This is a genomic window from Sphingomonas sp. Leaf5 (genome assembly GCF_001421155.1).
In the GTDB taxonomy this organism is placed as follows: domain Bacteria; phylum Pseudomonadota; class Alphaproteobacteria; order Sphingomonadales; family Sphingomonadaceae; genus Sphingomonas.
On the sequence record NZ_LMJZ01000025.1, the window covers coordinates 109,976 to 129,734 of the forward strand.

The 19,759-nt window shown below is 65.6% G+C and carries 13 protein-coding genes; 6 read left to right on the forward strand and 7 right to left on the reverse strand.

What is annotated here, in order from left to right:
• Positions 1-60 precede the first annotated feature (60 nt).
• On the reverse strand, positions 61-1,149 hold the full coding sequence (locus tag ASE50_RS17715) for an SPL family radical SAM protein (protein WP_056403751.1): 1,089 nt from the start codon (positions 1,147-1,149) through the stop codon (positions 61-63).
• 58 nt (positions 1,150-1,207) lie between these two features.
• Complete coding sequence (locus ASE50_RS17720) at positions 1,208-2,908, reverse strand: alpha-glucosidase (RefSeq protein ID WP_056403753.1); 1,701 nt, start codon at positions 2,906-2,908, stop codon at positions 1,208-1,210.
• Positions 2,909-3,127: 219 nt separating this feature from the next.
• Between ASE50_RS17720 and ASE50_RS17725 the strand changes: the two genes are divergently transcribed.
• The 3 genes from ASE50_RS17725 to ASE50_RS17735 all read left to right on the forward strand — a co-directional run bounded on the left by ASE50_RS17725 (position 3,128) and on the right by ASE50_RS17735 (position 9,046).
• Positions 3,128-6,022, forward strand: a complete 2,895-nt coding sequence (locus ASE50_RS17725) for a TonB-dependent receptor (RefSeq protein WP_056403756.1) — start codon at positions 3,128-3,130, stop codon at positions 6,020-6,022.
• 73 nt (positions 6,023-6,095) lie between these two features.
• The gene (locus ASE50_RS17730) at positions 6,096-7,592 is read left to right on the forward strand and encodes a tryptophan halogenase family protein (RefSeq protein ID WP_056403758.1); all 1,497 of its coding nucleotides are present in this window, start codon (positions 6,096-6,098) and stop codon (positions 7,590-7,592) included.
• Positions 7,589-9,046: a tryptophan halogenase family protein gene (locus tag ASE50_RS17735; protein ID WP_056403761.1), complete on the forward strand. Its 1,458-nt coding sequence runs from the start codon at positions 7,589-7,591 to the stop codon at positions 9,044-9,046. Before ASE50_RS17730 ends, ASE50_RS17735 begins: the two co-directional genes overlap by 4 nt.
• 238 nt (positions 9,047-9,284) lie before the next feature.
• Here ASE50_RS17735 and ASE50_RS17740 read toward each other — a convergent pair whose 3' ends face one another.
• Together ASE50_RS17740 and ASE50_RS17745 are read right to left on the reverse strand one after the other, a co-directional pair.
• On the reverse strand, positions 9,285-10,490 hold the full coding sequence (locus ASE50_RS17740) for a glycosyltransferase (RefSeq protein WP_162236204.1): 1,206 nt from the start codon (positions 10,488-10,490) through the stop codon (positions 9,285-9,287).
• 14 nt (positions 10,491-10,504) lie between these two features.
• Positions 10,505-11,416, reverse strand: coding sequence for a hypothetical protein (locus ASE50_RS17745; protein WP_156347281.1), 912 nt, complete (start codon positions 11,414-11,416; stop codon positions 10,505-10,507).
• 264 nt (positions 11,417-11,680) lie between these two features.
• On the opposite strand from ASE50_RS17745, the gene ASE50_RS17750 reads away from it, so the two are divergent.
• The 3 genes from ASE50_RS17750 to ASE50_RS17760 all read left to right on the forward strand — a co-directional run bounded on the left by ASE50_RS17750 (position 11,681) and on the right by ASE50_RS17760 (position 15,115).
• Positions 11,681-12,520, forward strand: a complete 840-nt coding sequence (locus tag ASE50_RS17750) for a glycosyltransferase family 2 protein (protein ID WP_082439110.1) — start codon at positions 11,681-11,683, stop codon at positions 12,518-12,520.
• 66 nt (positions 12,521-12,586) lie between these two features.
• Positions 12,587-14,083, forward strand: coding sequence for a lipopolysaccharide biosynthesis protein (locus tag ASE50_RS17755; protein WP_056403771.1), 1,497 nt, complete (start codon positions 12,587-12,589; stop codon positions 14,081-14,083).
• 30 nt (positions 14,084-14,113) lie between these two features.
• Positions 14,114-15,115: a glycoside hydrolase family 5 protein gene (locus tag ASE50_RS17760; RefSeq protein WP_056403774.1), complete on the forward strand. Its 1,002-nt coding sequence runs from the start codon at positions 14,114-14,116 to the stop codon at positions 15,113-15,115.
• Between the two features lie 60 nt (positions 15,116-15,175).
• Here the strand turns inward: ASE50_RS17760 and ASE50_RS17765 are convergent, their stop codons facing one another.
• Genes ASE50_RS17765 through ASE50_RS17775 form a run of 3 tightly spaced genes read right to left on the reverse strand, consistent with a single transcriptional unit; the run spans position 15,176 to position 19,554 of the window.
• Positions 15,176-15,568, reverse strand: a complete 393-nt coding sequence (locus tag ASE50_RS17765) for a response regulator (RefSeq protein WP_056403777.1) — start codon at positions 15,566-15,568, stop codon at positions 15,176-15,178.
• A complete protein-coding gene (locus ASE50_RS17770) occupies positions 15,561-19,004 on the reverse strand; it encodes a CheR family methyltransferase (protein WP_268794950.1) in 3,444 nt (1,147 codons plus the stop codon). The genes ASE50_RS17765 and ASE50_RS17770 overlap by 8 nt, the downstream gene beginning before the upstream one ends.
• The gene (locus ASE50_RS17775; RefSeq protein ID WP_056403780.1) at positions 18,997-19,554 is read right to left on the reverse strand and encodes a PAS domain-containing protein; all 558 of its coding nucleotides are present in this window, start codon (positions 19,552-19,554) and stop codon (positions 18,997-18,999) included. Before ASE50_RS17775 ends, ASE50_RS17770 begins: the two co-directional genes overlap by 8 nt.
• Positions 19,555-19,759 lie beyond the last annotated feature (205 nt).

Here is a 19,759-nt window from a genome sequence, read left to right on the forward strand (position 1 = left end):
AACCGCCATGCCACGCTGCCAGCAACGACCGAACCGGCGTGTCGCCGGCGAAGACTACCGTCACGTCCAGTACAAGACCCGCGCCGCCGGCAGCGTCGTGGCGATCGCTTCGGCAAAAAAGTCCCGCAGCGCCCGCATCGTTTCCGCGTCGTACACCTGCTTCTCGCCGCCGAACTTCGTCCGCTTCGTGGTCCGGTTCGCCAACCCCATGTCGAGCGACGATCCGGGATACCAGCGGTCCAGCACCGCTTTCGAACCGGCGGTGAAGCGATGGGTGATGAGTTCGATCGTCAGGTCGAGATCGGGCACCGCCCCCAGCGCGGCCGCCGCGTCGGCCAGCAACGCCCCATAGGCCTCGCGCCACCCTTCGGCCGCGATGATCGGTGCGATCGTGAGGCCAACCGGATATCCGGCCATCGCCATCCGCGCCAACCCCGCCAGCCGCGCGGCGACCGGATCGGTGCCCCCTTCGAACCGGGCAAAGGCCCGCGGGTTGATCGAGGCGCGCATCCGCGTTCGACCGCGATGGTTCAGGTCGATCAACGGATCGACGCCGGCGAACTTGGTCGTGAAGCGCAGTTGCACCGGCGCATCCCACCGGCCGAACCACGCGATCGTCGCCGACAAGGCACCGGTGATCGGTTCCAGCGCGAGCGGGTCGGTATAACAGGACGCCTCAAACGTCGTGCCCTCCCCGGCGCGATCGCGCTGACGCGACGTCACGCTGCCCTGCCCCAGATAATCGGGCAGTCCGCCCAGTATCTCATCGAGATTGGCATAGACCCGCGTGATCGGCGGCCCCTTCAGCGAGCCGGCAAGATAGCAATAGCCGCAATGTGCCGGACACCCCTCCGCCAGATCGACCCGCCAGTCGGCACTGGGCGCGATCGGTTGCAGCCGGCGCTTGGACGGCGGCGCGACCACTACCGCCAGCGTCGCCTTCGCCGCGGCATAGGCGCGACGTGGATCGTCGGGCAGGTCGAGCGCGAGCCGGTCGCCGGGCAGCAGCACGACCTCCACCCCCTGCGCCGCCGCGCGGTCGGCGATGGCGCGGCCATGGGCGAACGCCATCGACGATCGGGTGACGAGCAACCGGCGCGGTCGCCATGCCATTGGTGCCTGTAACGGCGGGAGGGGGACGACAGCCATCGCCCCCAAACGATCCACACCGGCAGACGGTCCGGCGCGATCCCCTTGCCGTGCGCCGTTACGGGGCCGAGCGGAAGCGAACGATACAGCTGTCCCACGGGGCCAGCACCATCGCGCCCTGCCCGGTGCCGGCGGCACAGATGCGTTCGCCATAGGTCGGCGCGGGCCCCGCCCAGCCGCCCGGAGCCGCCGTCCGCGCCGTCGCGCTGATGTTGGCCATCACCAGCGCGCCGCTGCCGTCGGGATTGACGCGGGCAAAGGCGAAGACGGCCGGATCGCCGCTTTCGAGCGGAACATAGCGGCCGGTGCGGAAGGTCGGATCGGTACGGCGCAGTCCGGTCAGGCGGCGATACCAGTGGAGCAGCGACTGCGGATCGCGCTCCTCGGCCGCGACGTTGCGCGTCCGATAGCCTTGCGCGGCCGGCAGCCATGGCGTGCCGGTGGTGAAACCGGCGGCCGGCGCGGCACTCCACTGCATCGGCGTCCGCGCCCGGTCGCGTTCGTCGGTGCGCGGGCGTTTCGGCCCGATCGGTGCCTGCGCCAGCGTCGCCTTGTCAGCGTCGCCCATGCCGATCTCCTCGCCGTAATAGAGCAGCGCGACACCCGGATTGAGCAGGGTCAGCGCCGCCGACAGCTTGGCGATCCGGTCGTTGTTCACCCCGTCGCCGAACTCGCTCCACTGGCGCGACTGGTCGTGGTTGCTGAAGAATTCGACCGGCGTCAGCCCGTCGAGCTTGGTCGCGGCCTCGTCATAGCGGCGCTTCAGTTCGCCGGCGTCCAGTTTGGTGATGTTGCCGACGAGGAAGTTCATCGGCAGGTGGATCTCGTCCTTGTCCTTCCCATACACGGCGCGCAGCTGTTCGATCGACCGGGTCGAGGATTCGCCCAGCAGGATCGGATTGCCGGGATAGGAATCGACGACCTTGCGCATCTCGCGCAGCACCTGATTGGTGCCGGGCAATTGCGAGTTGTACGGTTTCAGCCAGACCGGATCGGCGGCGGGGTTCGGGTCCTGCGGCCAGTTGCTGTCCTCGAACAGATAGGGCGTCGCATCGAGACGGAAGCCCGACGCGCCATGGTCCAGCCAGAAGCGCACGACGTCGAACATCGCCTGCTTCAGCTGCGGATTCGACCAGTTCAGATCGGGCTGCTGCGACAGGAAGATATGGTAATACCATTGCTTGGGGGTCGGGTCCCATGTCCAGCTGGGGCCGCCGAAGATCGATTTCCAGTTGGTCGGCGGCTTGTCCGGCGTACCGTCGCGCCAGACATACCAGTCGGCCTTGGCATTCGTGCGCGAGCTGCGTGATTCCTTGAACCACGCATGTTCTGCCGAACTGTGGTTGACGACCAGATCGACCAGCACCCGGATGCCGCGCTTGCGGGCTTCGGCGACCAGCATGTCCCAGTCCGCCATGGTGCCATATTGCGGATCGATCGCGGTGTAATCGGACACGTCATAGCCGAAATCGGCGTTCGGCGATTTGAAGAACGGCGTGATCCAGATCGCGTCGAGTCCCAGCGACTGGAGGTAATCGAGCCGCGACGTGATGCCGCGCAGATCGCCGATGCCGTCGCCGTTGCTGTCCTGAAAACTGCGCGGGTAGATTTCGTAGATCGTCGCGTGCTGCCACCATGGCTCGGCCGTCGGTGCGGTCGTGGCCGTAGCGGATACCGCCGGCGGTTCCTGTGCCGACACGCCGGTCGACGGCAGAACCGTCGCCGCAAGCAACGCCGCGACGCTTATGCTGTTGCGCATATTATTTCCTCTCCTCGTTACCCGACGGATACAGTGTGCAATCGATTGCTGCAACCGGTGTTATACGCGTGACGTATTTGCAACAGCTACACAAGGTTACGAATACGTATGCGTAAATCCGTGATTGCAAACGATTGCGGTATTGCATATCCGATCCGGAACGCGGGAAGTCGCCTTGGCAAAAGACCGCATAAAAAAGACGTCAGGAGAGGATTACAGATGACTTCACGGCATACGCTTGCTTGCTCGACCGCCGCGCTCGCGCTGCTGGTGGCGACGCCCTCGCTGGCGCAGACCGCCGGCACCACGGTCGTCCCGCCGGTCGATCCCGCCGCACCGGCGACGCAGCCCCCGATCGGCGCGCAAACCGACCCCGCTGCCGTGACGGAGGAAGCACCGTCGGAGGACATCGTCGTCACCGGCCTGCGCGCCAGCCTCGAACGCGCCCAGTCGCTCAAGCGCAACAACAGCTCGGTCGTCGAAGCAATCTCGGCCGAGGATATCGGCAAGCTGCCGCAATCGAGCGTTGCCGACTCGCTCGGCCGCCTTGCCGGTCTGGCGGGGGAGCGCCGGTCGGGCCGCATCAGCGGCATCTCGGTCCGCGGCTTCCGTGAAGACTTTGTCGGCACCACGCTGAACGGCCGCGAGCTGATCGGCATCGGCGACAATCGCGGCGTCGAATACGACCTGTACCCCGCCGAAATCGTCAGCGCCGCCGTCGTCTACAAGACGCCCGACGCCGCACTGACCGCGATGGGCGTCGGCGGCACCGTCGACATCCGCACCGTCCGCCCGCTGGAGCGCAAGCGCGCGCTGATCGCCAATGGCAGCTTCGAACAGAATGGCCAGCCGTCGCGCAACCCCGATTTCAGCAACCGCGGCTATCGCTTCGCCCTGTCGTACAGCGACAAGTTCGCCGACGACACGATCGGCGTCGCGCTGACCGCTGCCACCACGTCTTCGCCGGTGCAGAATGAATTTTCCAGCGTCTGGGGCTATGACGACGGCGCGATCACGTCCGGTCCGAATGCCGGCAAGCAGGTCGTGTCGGGGTACGAAGCGGCGGCGCGCTCGCGCGTCCTGAAGCGCAATACTGTGGCCGGCGTCGTCCAGTGGCGCCCGGACGAAAAGTTCACCGCCACCGTCGACGCGCTTTATATCGATTTCGCCGACACCGGCATTTCGCGTGGCTTCATCGAACAGCTGCCGGTCGCCGCCGACGGCAGCGGCGTGCTGAGCGCCGATGGCGATCTGGTCACCTCGGCCCGGACCAGCGGCTATAATTCGGTGTTGCGCAGCGATCCGCTCGACAAGCAGGGCAATCTGTTCGTCGTCGGCGGTAATTTCGACTATGCCGCGACCGACAATCTCGACCTGAAGTTCGACGTGTCGCACTCGACCAGCAGCAAGAACGACACCCGTGGCGAAAGCTATTCGGGCCTCGGCCGTGCCGGTTTGCGCTCGCAGGGGCCGAACACGATCCGCGAATGGACCTATACCGATCGCGGGCTGATGTTCGCGAACAACAGCCAGTCGTTCGACAATTATGCCGCGGTCAAGCTGGCCGGACCGCAGTCATGGGGCGGCAGCCTCGCGCCGATCACCGAACTCGACACCGCCGCCGCCCGTGCCGCCGGCATCGGCTTCGCACAGGCGCAGGACGGCTTCGTCAACTCGGCGCTGTTCGACGAATATCTGAACTCGGCGCGGATCGATGCGACCTATCGCTTCGACGACAGCTTCCTGAAATCGATCAATATCGCGCTGCGCTATTCGGATCATGAGAAGTCCAAGACCAATCAGGGCTTCTTCCTCACCGCCGAAACCTATCCGTCCGATGGCCCGATTCCGGAAGACGCCCGTCGCGGCGTCGCCGATCTGGGTTGGGCCGGTCTGGGCAACGTCGTCGCCTATGACGCGCTGGGGCTGATCAACAGCAGCTTCTATCGCCGCTGGGATGCCGGCGCGCTGGAACCCGATCGTCTGGGCGATACCTATTCGATCCGCGAGAAAGTGTGGCAGCCTTCGATCAAGGCCGATTTCGAGCTGCAGACCGACTTCGCCCGCGTGTTTGGTAACGTCGGCGTGCAGGGCCTGATTACCGATCAGCGCGGGACCGGCTTCACCTCGCTGATCGCGTCGAACCTGCGGGTGCAGGCGACGCCGATTTCCGACGGGGCGAAATATACCCGCATCCTGCCGAGCATGAACGTGAACTTCGATCTGGGCAGCGGCCACACCCTGCGCTTCGCGGCATCGAAGGTCGTCAGCCGGCCGCGCATCGACTTCCTGAACCCCGGCTCGTCGGTCAAATTCCGCAACAATGTCGCCGAAGTGACCAGCACCGATCCCGAACGCGGGCCATGGCTGTCGACCGGCGGCAATGCCCGGCTGCGCCCGTACGAGGCCAATCAAGCCGATCTGTCCTATGAATATTATTTCGCCAGCGACGGCTTCGTGTCGGTCTCGACCTTCTACAAGAAGTTGACCAACTGGAACGTCCAGAACAGCACGATCCGCGACTACACCGAATTCTACATTCCCGGCTATCACCGCGCGGTCAGCAGCGACGGTCAGACGGTCTTCACCCCCGCCACCTTCCTCGGCGTGGATACGACCTATACCGGCGGGCTGAAGGGCGATGTGAAGGGCGTGGAGGTGCAGGGATCGGTGCCGCTGCGGCTGCTGACCGGGGCGCTGGACGGGTTCGGCCTTACCGGGTCGGCGGCGTTTACCGATGGTCAGCTGGACAATGGCAGCGACATTCCGGGCCTGTCGGCGCGGGTGTTCCAGGGCACGGCCTATTTCGAGAAATACGGCTTCTCGGCGCGCGTCTCTGCGAACAACCGGTCGAGCTGGCTGTCGGAGGATCGCGGCGGCAGCAACACGCTGGGGCCGCTCAACCGCGCCGGGCAGACGCTGGTCGATGCGCAGATCGGCTATGACTTTGCCGGATCGGGGGTCCGCTATCTCGAAGGGCTGCGGATTTCGCTGCAGGCGATGAACCTGACCAACGAACGCGACACCTATCGCGACTCGGGGACCGGTCTGTTCCTGCGCAACGAACAGTTCGGGCGCAACTTCATGGCGAACCTGACCTACGCTATCTTTTAAGCACGGGTCGCGACAATATCCTCGCCGGCGGCGTCCGGCGGGGATAGGTCGTGCCGGCACGAAGGAGAGACGCATGGCCGCTGCGATCAACGGGGTCGTCATCGTCGGCGGCGGGACGGCGGGCTGGATGACGGCGGCGCTGATCGCCAAGGTCATCGGCCCACAGGTCCGCATCACGCTGATCGAATCCGACGACATCGGCATCATCGGCGTGGGCGAGGCGACCATTCCGCCGATCCAGCACGTCAACGCGGTGCTGGGCATCGACGAAGCCGAATTCCTGCGCGAGACCCGCGCGACGATCAAACTCGCGATCCGCTTCGACGATTGGGGCGCGATCGGGGAATCCTATTACCATACGTTCGGCGCGGCGGGTCGCAACACCGCCTTCTGCTCGTTCCACCATTACTGGAACCGGGCGAAGCGCGCCGGCATCGCCGCCGATTACTGGGACTATGACCTCAACTATCTGTGCGCGCGCGAGGGCAAGTTCGCGAAGATCCAGGTCGACGATCCGCTCTGGCATTTGCCCTATGCCTATCATTTCGATTCCGGCCTCTACGGCCAATATCTGCGCCGCTACAGCGAAGCGCGCGGCGTCGAGCGGATCGAGGGGCTGGTCGAACAGGTCGCGCGCGATGGGGAAAGCGGCAACGTCACCGCGCTGACGCTGCGTGGCGGGCGCGAGGTCGCGGGCGATCTCTTCATCGACTGTTCGGGCGGGCGCGGCCTGCTGATCCAGCGGCAGCTGAATGTCGGCTATGAGGATTGGGGCCACTGGCTACCCTGCGACCGCGCCATGGCGGTACCGACCACGCGTCACGACGACACGCCGCCCTATACCCGCTCGACCGCCCGCAGCGCCGGATGGCAATGGCGCATCCCGTTGCAGCACCGGGTCGGCAACGGGCTGGTCTATAGCAGCCGGCATCTGACCGACGATCAGGCCGCCGACCTGCTGCTCAGCAATCTCGATGGCGAGGTGCTGGCCGACCCGCGCATCATCCCGTTCCGCACCGGCCGCGCCCGCCGGCAATGGGACCATAATGTCGTCGCGATCGGGCTGTCGAGCGGGTTCCTCGAACCGCTGGAATCGACCAGCATCTATCTGATCCAGTCGGCGATCGTCCGGCTGCTCCACCTGTTCCCCCATGCCGGCTTCGACGACCGCCAGATAGCCGAATATAATCGCCAGTCGCGGATCGAGTTCGAAACGGTGCGCGACTTCATCATCCTTCATTACCACGCGACCCGGCGCGACGATTCCGACTTCTGGCGGCATGTCCGGACCATGGCCCTGCCCGACCGGCTGGCGGACAAGATCGCGTTGTTCCGCGCGACCGGCACGTTGACGCAGGACCCGCTCGACATCTTCATGGAACCGTCCTGGGTACAGGTGCTGATGGGCCAAGGCATCGAGCCGGCCGACTATCACCCGCTGGCCGACGGACCGACCGATGCCGAACTGGCCGAGCAACTGCGGCAGCTGGCCGCGATGAAGCGCGAACCGGTGCCCAATATGCCCGCCCATGATCGCTGGCTGAGCGGGTTCGGCGGGGCGGCCGGGTGAGCCCGAGCATCGTCATCCTGGGCGGCGGCACGGCGGGGTGGATCGCCGCGCACCTGTTTGAGCGCGCATGGCCCGATGCGGCGATCACCGTCGTCGAATCGCCCGAGATCGGCACGATCGGCGTCGGCGAGGGGTCGACGCCCTCGCTCAAGCGTTTCTTCGAGATCATCGGCGCGGCGGAGGCCGACTGGATGCCGCGCTGTGGCGCGACCTACAAGGCCGGTATCCGCTTCGTCGACTGGAGCCCCGCCGCCCCGTGGCGCGACTATCGCCACCCGTTCACGACGCAGATCGACGTCCATACCGAGGACGCGTTCGTCCTCAATTGCCGCAACCGGCGCCTCGGCCATGACGTACCGGTCAGGCCCGACGACTTCCTGCTGAACGGCGTGCTGTCGGCCAAGGGCCTCGCGCCGGTCGCGCCGCCGAACTTCCCGTTCCGCATCGAATATGGCTATCACTTCGATGCCGGCCTGCTCGGCCAGTATCTGCGCGAGCTGGCGGTCGCGCGCGGTGTCGTCCATCGCCCCGCCAAGGTGACCGAGGTCCGACGCGCCGAAAATGGCGACATCGCCGCACTGGTGACCGACCGCGAAGAGACGATCGCCGGCGACATCTTCGTCGATTGCAGCGGCTTCAACGGTCTGCTGATCGAACGCACGCTCGGCGTCCCGTTCCACAGCTTCAAGGACCATCTGTTCAACGACGCGGCCGTCGTCCTGCCGACCGAGATGACCGGCCGGCCACCGGTCGAAACCGTCGCCACCGCGCTGTCGAACGGCTGGTGCTGGTCGATCCCGCTCCGGCATCGCGTCGGCAACGGTTATGTCTATGCCCGCGATTGCCAGTCGTCCGACGCCGCCGAGACCGAATTGCGCCGGACGCTGGGGGTCGGTGACGAAGTAGCGGCGCGTCACCTCACCTTCCGTGTCGGACAGGTCGCGCGCCATTGGGAGCGCAACTGCGTCGCGGTCGGCCTGTCGCAGGGGTTCGTCGAACCGTTGGAGGCGACCGCGCTGCATCTGGTGCTCGGCACCGTCGAACAGTTCATCCGCCATTATCGCGACGGCGGCTGCACCGACCGGCACCGCGCCGCGTTCAACACGGTAGCGGCCGAGCGGATGGACGGCGTGCGCGACTATATCGTGGCGCATTACAAGCTGAACACCCGCACCGACACCGACTATTGGCGCGCCAACGCCGCGAACGAGGCGCTACCCGATCCGCTGCTCCACATCCTCGACCGCTGGTTCCGGCGCGGCGACATCGCCGAGGAACTGGCACGTCAGGGACAGCGCAGCCATTTCGGCAACTTGTCATGGCATTGCCTGCTCGCCGGCTATGGCGCGTTCCCAGCGGTCAGCGAGGCGCGACGCGACGACATGGACTTCTACGCCGCGCGAACGGTCAGCGCGTTTCTCGAAGGGTGCAGCCTGAACTTCGCCCAAGCCTGACCTAGGGCCGATCGACATTCAATAAGGTTTCGACTTCTCCCCTCCCTGACAAGAGCGTCGGGCCGGTCATGCCCCCGGCATGACCTAAACAGTGCGGCGCACAGTTTACCCGACGCTGGTCGGGGGTGGGTTGGCCAGCGAGGGATCGACTCGCCAGCCACAGACCGACCCACCCCCAGCCCCTCCCTTGTCAGGGAGGGGAGCAGTTCACCGACTGACGGATGAATGTCGATCTGTCCTAGCGCCCCGCCTGCATCTCGGCGACGACGGCTTCGAGCTGCCGGTCGAGTTTGCGGTTGTTATATTCCGCCACGACCTTGGCGAACGCGGCACGACGCAGCGCCACCACATCGACCTCCCCGCGCGCGATCCGGTCGAGTGTCGCGGCGATGCCATCGCCGTCGCGCTCGTCGACGAGCAGCCCGCAGACGCCATCCTCGATCAGTTCGGGAATGCCGCTATGCCGCGTGGCGAGGACGAGGACGCCGTTGGCCATCGCCTCCATCAGCGACACCGGAATGCCCTCCATATCGCCATTGGCGGCGGTGACCGACGGCAGCAGGAACACGTCCGACCGTTCCAGTTCGGCGAACACCCGTCCGTGCGGCTGCGGCCCGAGGAACGCGATCGCATCGCCCGACGGCCGTGCCGTCGCCTGCAATTCCTGTTCCAGCGGCCCGGTGCCGATCACCTGATAGCGGATATCGGCCTTCGCCTTGGCGACGCCGTCGATCGCATAGGCGATGCCCTTCTTTTCGACCAGCCGCGCGACGCTCAGCACCCGCAGCGGCGACTGGATCGGCGCGTCGAACGACGGCACCGCCGCCTCGTCGATATCGACCCCCATCCGCAAAACGGTGATCCGGGCATCGTCGGCACCCCAGCCCATCAGCCGTTCCCGCCACAAATTGCTGATCGGCAGCAGCCGTTCGGTCCGCGCGAACAATTGCTGGTAGAACGGCTTCATCTGTTTGATGAGCGCGATCTCGGTGATGTCCAGCCCGTGGAAGATCGTGGCGATCGGCCCGTCGATGACGCCCGCCGACCGCAGGAACTCGGCGCGAACGCCCGGCGGGCCGAAATGCGCGATGATCGCGTCATAGCTACCCAGATGCCGCCCGATCGTCCCCGCCAGATCGGCGAGTGGCGCGTTGTAGCCGCCCTTCGCCGCCTTGATCGCGCAGATCAGCGTGGTGCGGAAACGACTGCCGAGGATCGCCGTTGCCCCCCGCCCGATCCGTTGCGCAATCGAGCGATGCGGATCGCGCGCGGTGCGGATCGCGCGCAACTGCACCTTTCCCGCCAGCGGATCGGCCACGTCGGGATGATATTTTCCGGTCACGACGGTCACTTCGTGGCCGAGATCGATCATGCCCCGGATCTGGCGGATCACGAAGGTTTCGGACAGCACCGGATAGGCGGCGAGGAAGAAGGCGATACGCATCGGCTGGGCCATGGTCAGCCGACCAGCGACCGCAGCTTGCGCGCGATCCGCCGCGCGATGCCCGGCCGTTCGACCGGTGCCGGCGCGGCGCTGGTCGGCGGTGGCATGGTCGCGGCCAGTGCCTGTGCGCGCTCCGGATCGGTCTTCGCCAGCAGATGCAGCGCCAGCGACGGGATCAGGACGTCGCGCCGTTTGAACGCGCCGGTGACGTGATAGATATAGGTATCGTCGTCATCGCTCAGATACGGCGTCGCATCGGTCATGTCGGCCCATTCGCCCGCGGGCAGCGTCGACGCCGGCAGCCGGTTGAACGCCTTGGGCAGGATCGTCAGCGGCACCTTGGCACTGTTGAGCAGATAATAAGTCAGGGTCTGGTGCGGATAGGCCGCGAACAGCATCTCCCGTGCCGCCAGGATGCGTTCGGGCGAAATGGCATCGGCCATCCCCCGCGTATAGAGCATGACTCCCGAGTTCATGTAATGCTCGGGAGTATAGGGAATTTCCGGCTCGCCGCGTGCCTTCAGATATTTGCGGATTTCCTTGAAGCTCAGCTCGGCATGGGCATGGCTGGTCTCGGTCAGGCCGACCGCGCCTGGTTCGATGAAGTCGAACACGTTGGGCGCATCGTGCTTCACGCAGCAGGAATCGTCGACGACCAGCACGCGGTCATATCCCTCGATCGCCAGCAGGCGCCACGGCAGGAACGCCTTCAGCGCATATACCCGCTTATGGGCGCGGCCGGGGCTGTCGGGCAGCGCCGGCAGCGGAAAGTCCTCGTCCGACGGTTCTTCGGTCTGCAGGATGAAGGTTGCCCCGCACCGCTTCGCATAGTCGCGGAACAGTTCGGAGGTGACGCGCGACCATGGCCGTGCGCCGATCGCGATCATCAAAATGGCAAGCCGCTCGTTCGATCCAGCCACACTCATGGTCGAACACCTCCCTTTTTAGTTCCGATCCCGACCAGCCCCCCGGCACGGTACGGAGCGAACCGACAATTCATGCTGCAAGTGCGAACCAATGGAGCAAGCGCGAACCGATGCCAAGCCAAATCCAGCCACCCGCTGGTACAGCCAAGACGCGCACAGGAATATAGCGAAATGCAGCCCAAGGTGCCGGCGGATCGGGAAACTATCGGGGGGCGCGGCGCAAAGCCCTTTCGCTGCGGTGCGTGGTAGGCTAGGCGACGAAGCATGCAAGCCGTTTCCGTCGTGACACCTACGCACTTGCGTTCCCACCTGTTGCGCGAATCGATCGCCAGCGTTGCGGCCCAGACGCTGCAGCCCGTCGAACTGCTTGTCGTGGACGATGCGAACGATCCGGCGACGCAGGCGGTGGTTGCCGAGGCCGATGCCCGGTTTCCTTTTGCAGTGCGGTATATCGCGAACGATGCGGGCGGCGTCTGCCATTCGCGTAACAAGGGCGCGCAGGCGGCCACCGGCCAGTGGGTCGGCTTTCTCGACGACGATGATCTCTGGCATCCGCCCTTTCTCGAACGGCTGGTCGGGCTGGGCGAACAGAAGCGGGTCGGCCTCGTGATCAGCGGCCTGTTGCACCATGAGGACGAACATAGCGTCAAGCCGCGCGCGCAGCTGACCGGCCTGACCGCGGATACCGCGCTGCTGCAGAACGGATCGATGACGGGCAGCAACTTCGTGATCGATCGGGCCGCCTATGCCCGGGTCGGCGGGTTCGATCCGGCGGTGACGGTGTTCAACGACTGGGACTTCTTCGTCCGCCTGCTCGACGCGGGCGTCACCTATGCCGTAGATCCCGAACCGCTGGCCGAATGGCGTTTCCATCCCGGCGATCGCATCGCCACGCCGTCGCTGCGCCGGGCGGCAGGCATCGGCTTCTTCCTCGACCGGCATGGCAAGCGCATGTCGAAACAGGTGTGGCGCGATCTGGAAACGACGATGCTCGGCATCCGTCGTATCCATACGAAGAGCCGGTTCGAAAAACTGATACTGAGCGCGCAGCTGGTGCGCGCGCACGGGCCGGTACGCTATCTGAAGCGCATCCTGCACCGCTGACGCATAGTGCCGGACGACCGACGATCGGGTCGCCGGCCCGGATTACGATGAAAGTGAGACAGACTGGTGGATATCGCTGAAGCCAAACGGCGGGCTCAGGTCGGGCCGAAAGCCTTGCTGGCGCGGCGCGCCTTCACGCTGACGATCTCGCTGGTATCGACGTTCACTATCGCCCGGCTGGTGTCGCCGACCGACTATGGTCTGGCGAACATGTCGCTCATCATGCTCGCCTTCGCGGTCACGCTGCGCGATTTCGGCATGACCAACGCGTTGATGCGCAAGGGCAGCATCAGCCAGGCGGAAATGAGCTTCGTCTTCTGGTTCAATTCGACGACCACCGTGCTGCTGACCGTCGCGATCGGGATCGCATCGCCGTGGATCGCCGAATTCTACGGCCAGCCGATCATCGTCTGGACCATCCTGGCGTCGCTGGTCGGGTTCCTGTTCAGCGGGATCGCGTCGCAGTACAAGGCGATGCTGTCGCGCAACCTGCAATTCAAACGCCTCGCGCTGATCGATTCCGCATCGCTGTTCATCGGCTTCCTGTCGACGCTGGTGCTCGCCTATCTCTACCGCAACGTCTGGGCGATCGTGCTGGGCAACGTCGCGCAGCTGGTCAGCGGCGCGATCATGTATGTCGGCAGCAACCGGTGGAAGCCCGATCGTCCGGCCAGGCCCGACAATCTGCGCGAGTTGCTGGCATTCGGTGCCAATACCTCGATCTATTCGCTGGCGCTGTTCGCTGCCGGCAACGCCGCCCCGATCATCATCGGCCGGTTTCTGGGGGCAGCACCGCTCGGCCAGTTCAACCGGGCCCAGGCGCTGTTCCAGATCCCGACGCTCAACATCGTGCAGCCGATCGCACAGGCCACCCTGCCCTTCCTCGCCCGGATGCGCCCGCATCCCGACGAATATCGCACCGCCTATCTGGGGCTCGTCCGGCGGCTGTGTACCTTCCTGATCCCGGCATCGGCGGCGCTGTGCATCGTCGCGGTGCCGCTGGTCCGCACGCTGCTCGGCGACCGCTGGCATGATGCCGGGCTGGTGCTGGCGCTGCTCGCCCCGTCGCTGGCGGCGGTCGGGTTCGGCTATGCCGCCGGCGACCTGTTCGTGTCGCAGAACCGGTCGAGCGAGCTTCGGACGCTGGGCGTGGTCGACATGATGGTGCGCATCGTCGCCATCCTGATCGGCGTGCAGTTCGGCATCGCCGGCGCGGCGGTCGGGTTCAGCGTGGCGTCGATCTTCATGGCGTTCGTCCGCGTCTTCGCATCGGGCCGGACCGGGCCGGTCGGCGGCCGGGACCAGCTTCGCTCCGGCCTGCCGGGCCTGTTGCTCGGCATCGTCGCCGCGACCGGGGCGGCGCTTGGCCTGCTACTGTCCTATCAGTTCCTGTGGTCCGATGCGGTCACGTCGATCGTCGGCTTTGCGGTCGGCGGCGTCTGCACGCTGACGTTTGGCCTGATCGTCCGGCCGACGCGTGTCGCGCTGATCGATCTGTTCGATGCGATCGGGCTGGGCAAGATCGTGACGCTGACCGGTCTGCGGCGGTTCGCGGTGAAGTAACAGCCCCCGCGGCCCAAGGAGAACCGGACCATGAAGATCGCCCCGCTCCTCCTCGCGCTGTCGATATCGGCCATACCGGCCGCCGCGGCACCACGCCGCGACAGCCATGCGTTTCTGGAGCAGGGCCGGTGGTGGGGCGTGAACGTCAGCGGTCTGGAGTTCAAGGAATCGCTGCCGGTCAGGCCGCAGGACATCGATTTCTACGCCGATGCCGGTGCGAAAAGCATCCGCCTGCCCGTCAAGCGCGCCCGGCTCGACACACCGGAAACGCTAGCGGCGCTCGATGCGCTGATCAGGCGCGGGACGGCACGCGGCATGTTGATGGTCATCGACGAACACAGCTATGGCAATATCGGCGACCCGGAGATCCGCGACTTCTGGCTGCGGATGGGACGCCGGTATCGCGGCCAGCCGCTGGTCGCGTTCGACCTGCAAAACGAACCGAAGGGCGGGACATGGGTTAGCTGGGGCCCCGACGCCCGCGACCTGATCCATGCACTGCGCAAGGCGGGGGTCGACAACCAGCTGATCCTCGAATGGCGCGGATGGTCGGGGTTCGGCCGGGCCGATCGCGGCGAGCCGCCGAAACGGGCCTGCGAAAGCGCTCTGTGCAGCCTGAACCGCGGCGGTATCTTCACGCTGGCCGATCTCGACCCGCTGAAGCGTACCTGGCTGTCGCCGCACCGCTACTTCAATCGTGGCGGCTCCGGCGCGACGCCGGAATGCCGCCCCTATCCGGCGACCGGGCCACTCGGCAATTCCGTGAAGGCGGCGCGTAAGCTCGGCATGCGGCTGTATGTCGGCGAATTCGCGTTCGGCCGGGCCAAGACGGTGCCGAAGACGTGTCAGGCGATGGTCGACGACATCGTCACCTTCTTCCGCGCCACGCCGGAAGTGGTCGGAGGCGCGGCATGGGGCTGGGGTCCGCGCTGGTCGAAAACCTATCTGTTCCGGGGCGAGAGCATCGGCGACCGTGCGAAAAGCTGGGACACCGAAAATGGCTGGCTGATCCGCTCGCTCTGGGCGAAATAGCGCGCTGTCCGCCAGGCGGGACACAGCATCGTCAGCGTATTCACGGCCGCTCCCGATTGATCAACCGTTAGCGATGCGGCGCGACGGGTCGGCATCGCGCATCGCCGCGCGGCGGATTGCCGCTGCCAGCGTATCGGGTGCGCTGGGCTTCGGACACACCATCGCCTGCGGATAGCGTTGCCGCAGATCGGCATCGTCGGCATGACCCGAATGGAAGATCAGCGGTACCCCGGCGGCGTGGAGCCGGTCGGCCGCCTCGAACACCGTACCATCGGCCAGACGGACATCGAGCACCGCAGCCGCGAACGCAGCGTTGAATCGGTCGACCGCCTCCTGCGCCTCGACCAGTGTCATGCAAGGCCCTTCGACCGCGAAACCCGCCGCTTCGATCGTCGCCTGTACGTCCAGCGCGATGAACAGCTCGTCTTCGACGAGCAGGACCGGATCAGTCATGCAGCAACACTGCGGTCGGCAGGCGGATTTCCAGCCGGAACACTCCGTCCTCGACCATGTTGTGCATCGTGCCGCGAAGCTGCCGCACGCTCGTTTCGACCAGCACGGACCCGAAACCGCGCTTGCCCACTGCCGGCTTTTCGATGCCGTCCGCTTCCTCGGTCCATGTCAGTTCTATTCCCCCTTCCCCAACCCGCCACCGGACCCGCAGGCCCCGTAGGCCGTCGCTGCCCAACGCCCCATATTTCACCGAATTGGTTGCCCATTCGTGTAGAACGAGCGCCAGCGGCGAAAGGCAATTACGATTGAGTGCAACGACCGGACCATCGATTTCGATCCGTGCATGATCGCGATACGGCGCAAGGGTCGTTTCGACGATGTCGTCGAGCCCCACCGCCTGCGGCTGGCCCGCCGGCGAAGCCAGCGAATGCGCCGACCCCAGCGCCGCGATCCGGCGACGGATATCGTCCGCAAAGCCCGGCACATCGTCATAACTGCGCGACGCGATCGTGATCATGCCCGCGATCACCGCGAACAGGTTCTTCACCCGGTGGTTCATCTCGCGCAGCATCAGTTCGCGCGTTTCGGCGACGGCATATTCGGGCGTCACGTCGATCGACACCCCGACCAGCCGTTTCGGCGCGCTGCCGGCGACAATCCGCCCGAACCCCTTTACCCAGCGCGTCTCCCCATCGGGTCGACGGACGCGAAAGGTCGCCTCGTAATCGCCGCTGCGTTCGATCGCGCGGCGCAGCGCCGCCTCGACGTTGCTCCGGTCGTCCGCGTCGATCCGGTCGAGCAGCGTCGCGATATCGTCGGCATCGTCGTCGTTCAGCGAGAACAGGGCGCGCTCGACCGGATCGAGCACCAGTTCGCCGGTTTCGGGCGCATATTCCCACACGCCGATGCCCGCCGCCTTGATCGCGATGTCGAGCCGCTCGCGCTCGGCGGCCAGTTGCCGTTCCAGCGTCAGCGCATCGGTGATGTCGGTCAGCACCAGCGTGGCACCATCGACGGCACCGCTCTGTTTGCGATAGGGCAGGACGCGCATCGAGAAGACGTGCTGGCCATCGACGGTGTGGACCCGCCGCTGACGAGGCGCGGCACCGCCAACGACCGCGCGGGCATCGTCGAAATGATCGGACCCCTGCAACCGGCTGGCGACGTCGGTCAACGGCCGGCCGCGATCGGTGGGTTTCAACGGGAAGATCGTCGTCGCCGCGTCGGTATAGCTGCGCACCTTCATCTCGGCGTCGAGCACGACCACCGCGAGTTCGGTCGATTCAAAGAAGTTGCGCAGGTCGGAATTGGCGACGGTCAGCTGATCGACCTTGCTCTTCAGCTCGTCGTTGACGGTCGACAGTTCCTCGTTCGTCGACTGAAGCTCCTCGTTCATCGACATCATTTCTTCGTTGGAGCTTTTCAGCTCCTCGTTCGCCGTCTCCAGTTCCTCGATCGCCGAACGCAACCGGTGGCGGGTGAGGCGCAGATCGTCCTCCAGCGCCTCCATATGGTCTTGCCCCGCCTCCAGATCGCGCAGGTCATCGCCATCGGCCGGGCGGAACGAACCGGTTTCGCGGAACACGAACAACAGCGTACCGTCGCCCAGCGGGTCGCAAATCACCTCGATCGGCTGCGTTCCGTAATCGGTCTCGACGGCGACATCGCGCGCGACCGTGCGCCGCTTTTCGTCTCGCGCCTGCCGCAACAGCGGGCCGATGACGGTGCGCAATCCCGGCCGCGCCAGATTGACGGCGCTGCTGCCCCCGGTTCGCGTCACCGGAAATTCGAAATAGCGGCTAAGCTTGCCATAGGCCGACACAATGCCCCCGTCCTGATCGACGATCAGGCTGGGCGGTGCATAGCGTTCGACCATGCGCCGGATCGCGGTCGCCTCGCTGCCCAGCGACCGGCTGTCGGTCCGGTCGCCGCGTTCGCGCCGGACGACGGGTGGATAGGTGTTGGCCGGCAGGTCGATGGGATAGCTGGTCGTGCCCGCTGTGCGGACGAACACCCGCGCCGATGGATCGACCGCCTGGAACAGATGTTCGAACCGGCCGACGCTTTCCGATGGCCCGAGGAACAGATAGCCGCTCTCGCGCAACGCGAAGTGGAACAGTGGCACGACCGATTGCTGCAGCCGATCGTCGAAATAGATCAGCAGGTTGCGACACGACACCAGGTCGATCCGCGAAAACGGCGGGTCCTTGACCAGGCTGTGGTTGGAAAACCGGATCATGTCGCGGATTTCCGGTGTGATCGAGAACCGGTCCGTATGCGGCACCGCGTAGCGTTCGCGCAGCGCCGGCGGCAGGTCGACCAGTGCCGAGATCGGATAATTGCCTGTACGGGCGATGCCCAGCATCTGTTCGTCGATATCGGTCGCGAAGATCTGCACCGCCAGCGGCTGGCCGCTCGCGCGGGCGGCCTCGGCGAACAGCATCGCGATGGTATAGGCTTCCTCACCGCTCGAACAGCCAGGGACCCAGACGCGCAGATCCTCGTCGCCCGGACGCTGCGCCATCAATGGTTCGATGACGCGCACCCGCAATTGCTCGAACGCTTCGGGATCGCGGAAGAAGCGGGTGACGTTGATCAGCAGATCGCGGAACAGCGCCTCGCATTCGCCGGCATCGCCGCGCACCCGCGACAGATACGCACGCCCGGTATCGATGCCCAGCACATGCATCCGCCGTTCGACCCGGCGGACGAAAGTCGATCGCTTATACCCCGAAAAGTCATGGCCGATCGTCGATCGCAGTACCCGGCACAGTTCGTCGACATGATCGGCGACGACACCGGCCTCGCGCTCGGCCGGATCGCTGCGCCGCCGCTGGAAAAAGCGTTGCAGGCATTCGAGGATCTCGCCCGGCGGCCGGACGAAATCGGTCATGCCGGTGCCCACCGCCGACAGCGGCATTCCGTCGTACCGCGCGCTTTCGGGCTGTTGCACGACGCAGACGCCGCCATTTTCCTTGATCGCGCGCAGCCCGGTGGTGCCATCGGCACCGGTGCCCGACAGGATCACGCAGGCGGCGTTCGATTGCTGGTCGCTGGCCAGCGACAGGAAGAAATCGTCGATCGGCCGGCGAAGCCCGCGCGGCTGCTGGAATTCGGTCAGCTCCAGCACGCCGTCACGCACGGCAAGGCCCCGGCCGGGCGGAATGATGTAGACGGTATCGGCCTCGATCCGTTCGCCGCCCGCACTTTGCAGCACCGGCAGCACGGTGGTGCGGTCGAGCAGTTGCGCCAGCATGCTTTCGTGATTGGGGTCGAGATGCTGGACGATGACGAAGGCCAGCCCGGTCGGCAGCGTCGCCGGGGCTAGCATCTCGCGCAGGGCCTCCAGCCCGCCGGCCGACGCACCGATGCCGACGATCGGCACCGCCGTCGTCTGCGGCGCGGCATCGGGCCGCGACGTCGTCACATCATGCACCGGGGGCGGACTCCAGATCGGCGAGCATCATTTTCGCCTGTGCCACGATCGCGGCGCTGTTGGCGATGGTCAGCAACGTACCCTCGATCACGATTCCGGCATCGCCCGCGATCGGGACCAGCTTGCCCAGCGTCGCGCGCAGTTGCTCGTCATACTCGGCCAGCAATTCGGGCTGCGACCGGCTGACGTCGAATTGCGACGCGAAGACGAAATCGCACCGCCCGTCGATCCCGCGCAACCGCGACATATATAACAGGTTGACGAATGGCCGCCCATCCTTGCGGAAGTTGACGATCGGCGTCCGCACGTTGGTCTGGTCGGACTGCGCCAGAAACTCGCGCAGCCGCGCACGCGGCTGGACGTTCGTCGCCTCGCGCTGGAGCAGGCGGCAGTTGCAGCCGACCACATCGTCGGCGCTATAGCCGGTCAGCGCGGAGAACGGATCGTTCACCATCAACAGATGGTGGTCGTCATGCGCCGAAGCGACGGCCAGAGCGACGCGCGACTGTAACAGATAGTCGACGAGCGACCGGGGCAGTTCCTGTTGCACGGGCACTCCTTCCTCGGTCCCGGATTACCCGCAAAGCCGGAGGGATAACAACCCGCGTCGCGGATGTGGACGGAACCGCGTCGCCGATGGACATACCATGACCGCAAACCCGGCGAATGAGAATTTAATCCGGATCATATTTACGGTAGGAACATTACATATAGCGAGCATTTACCGGCGAAACCGGCGGGCCATGCCCAGATCA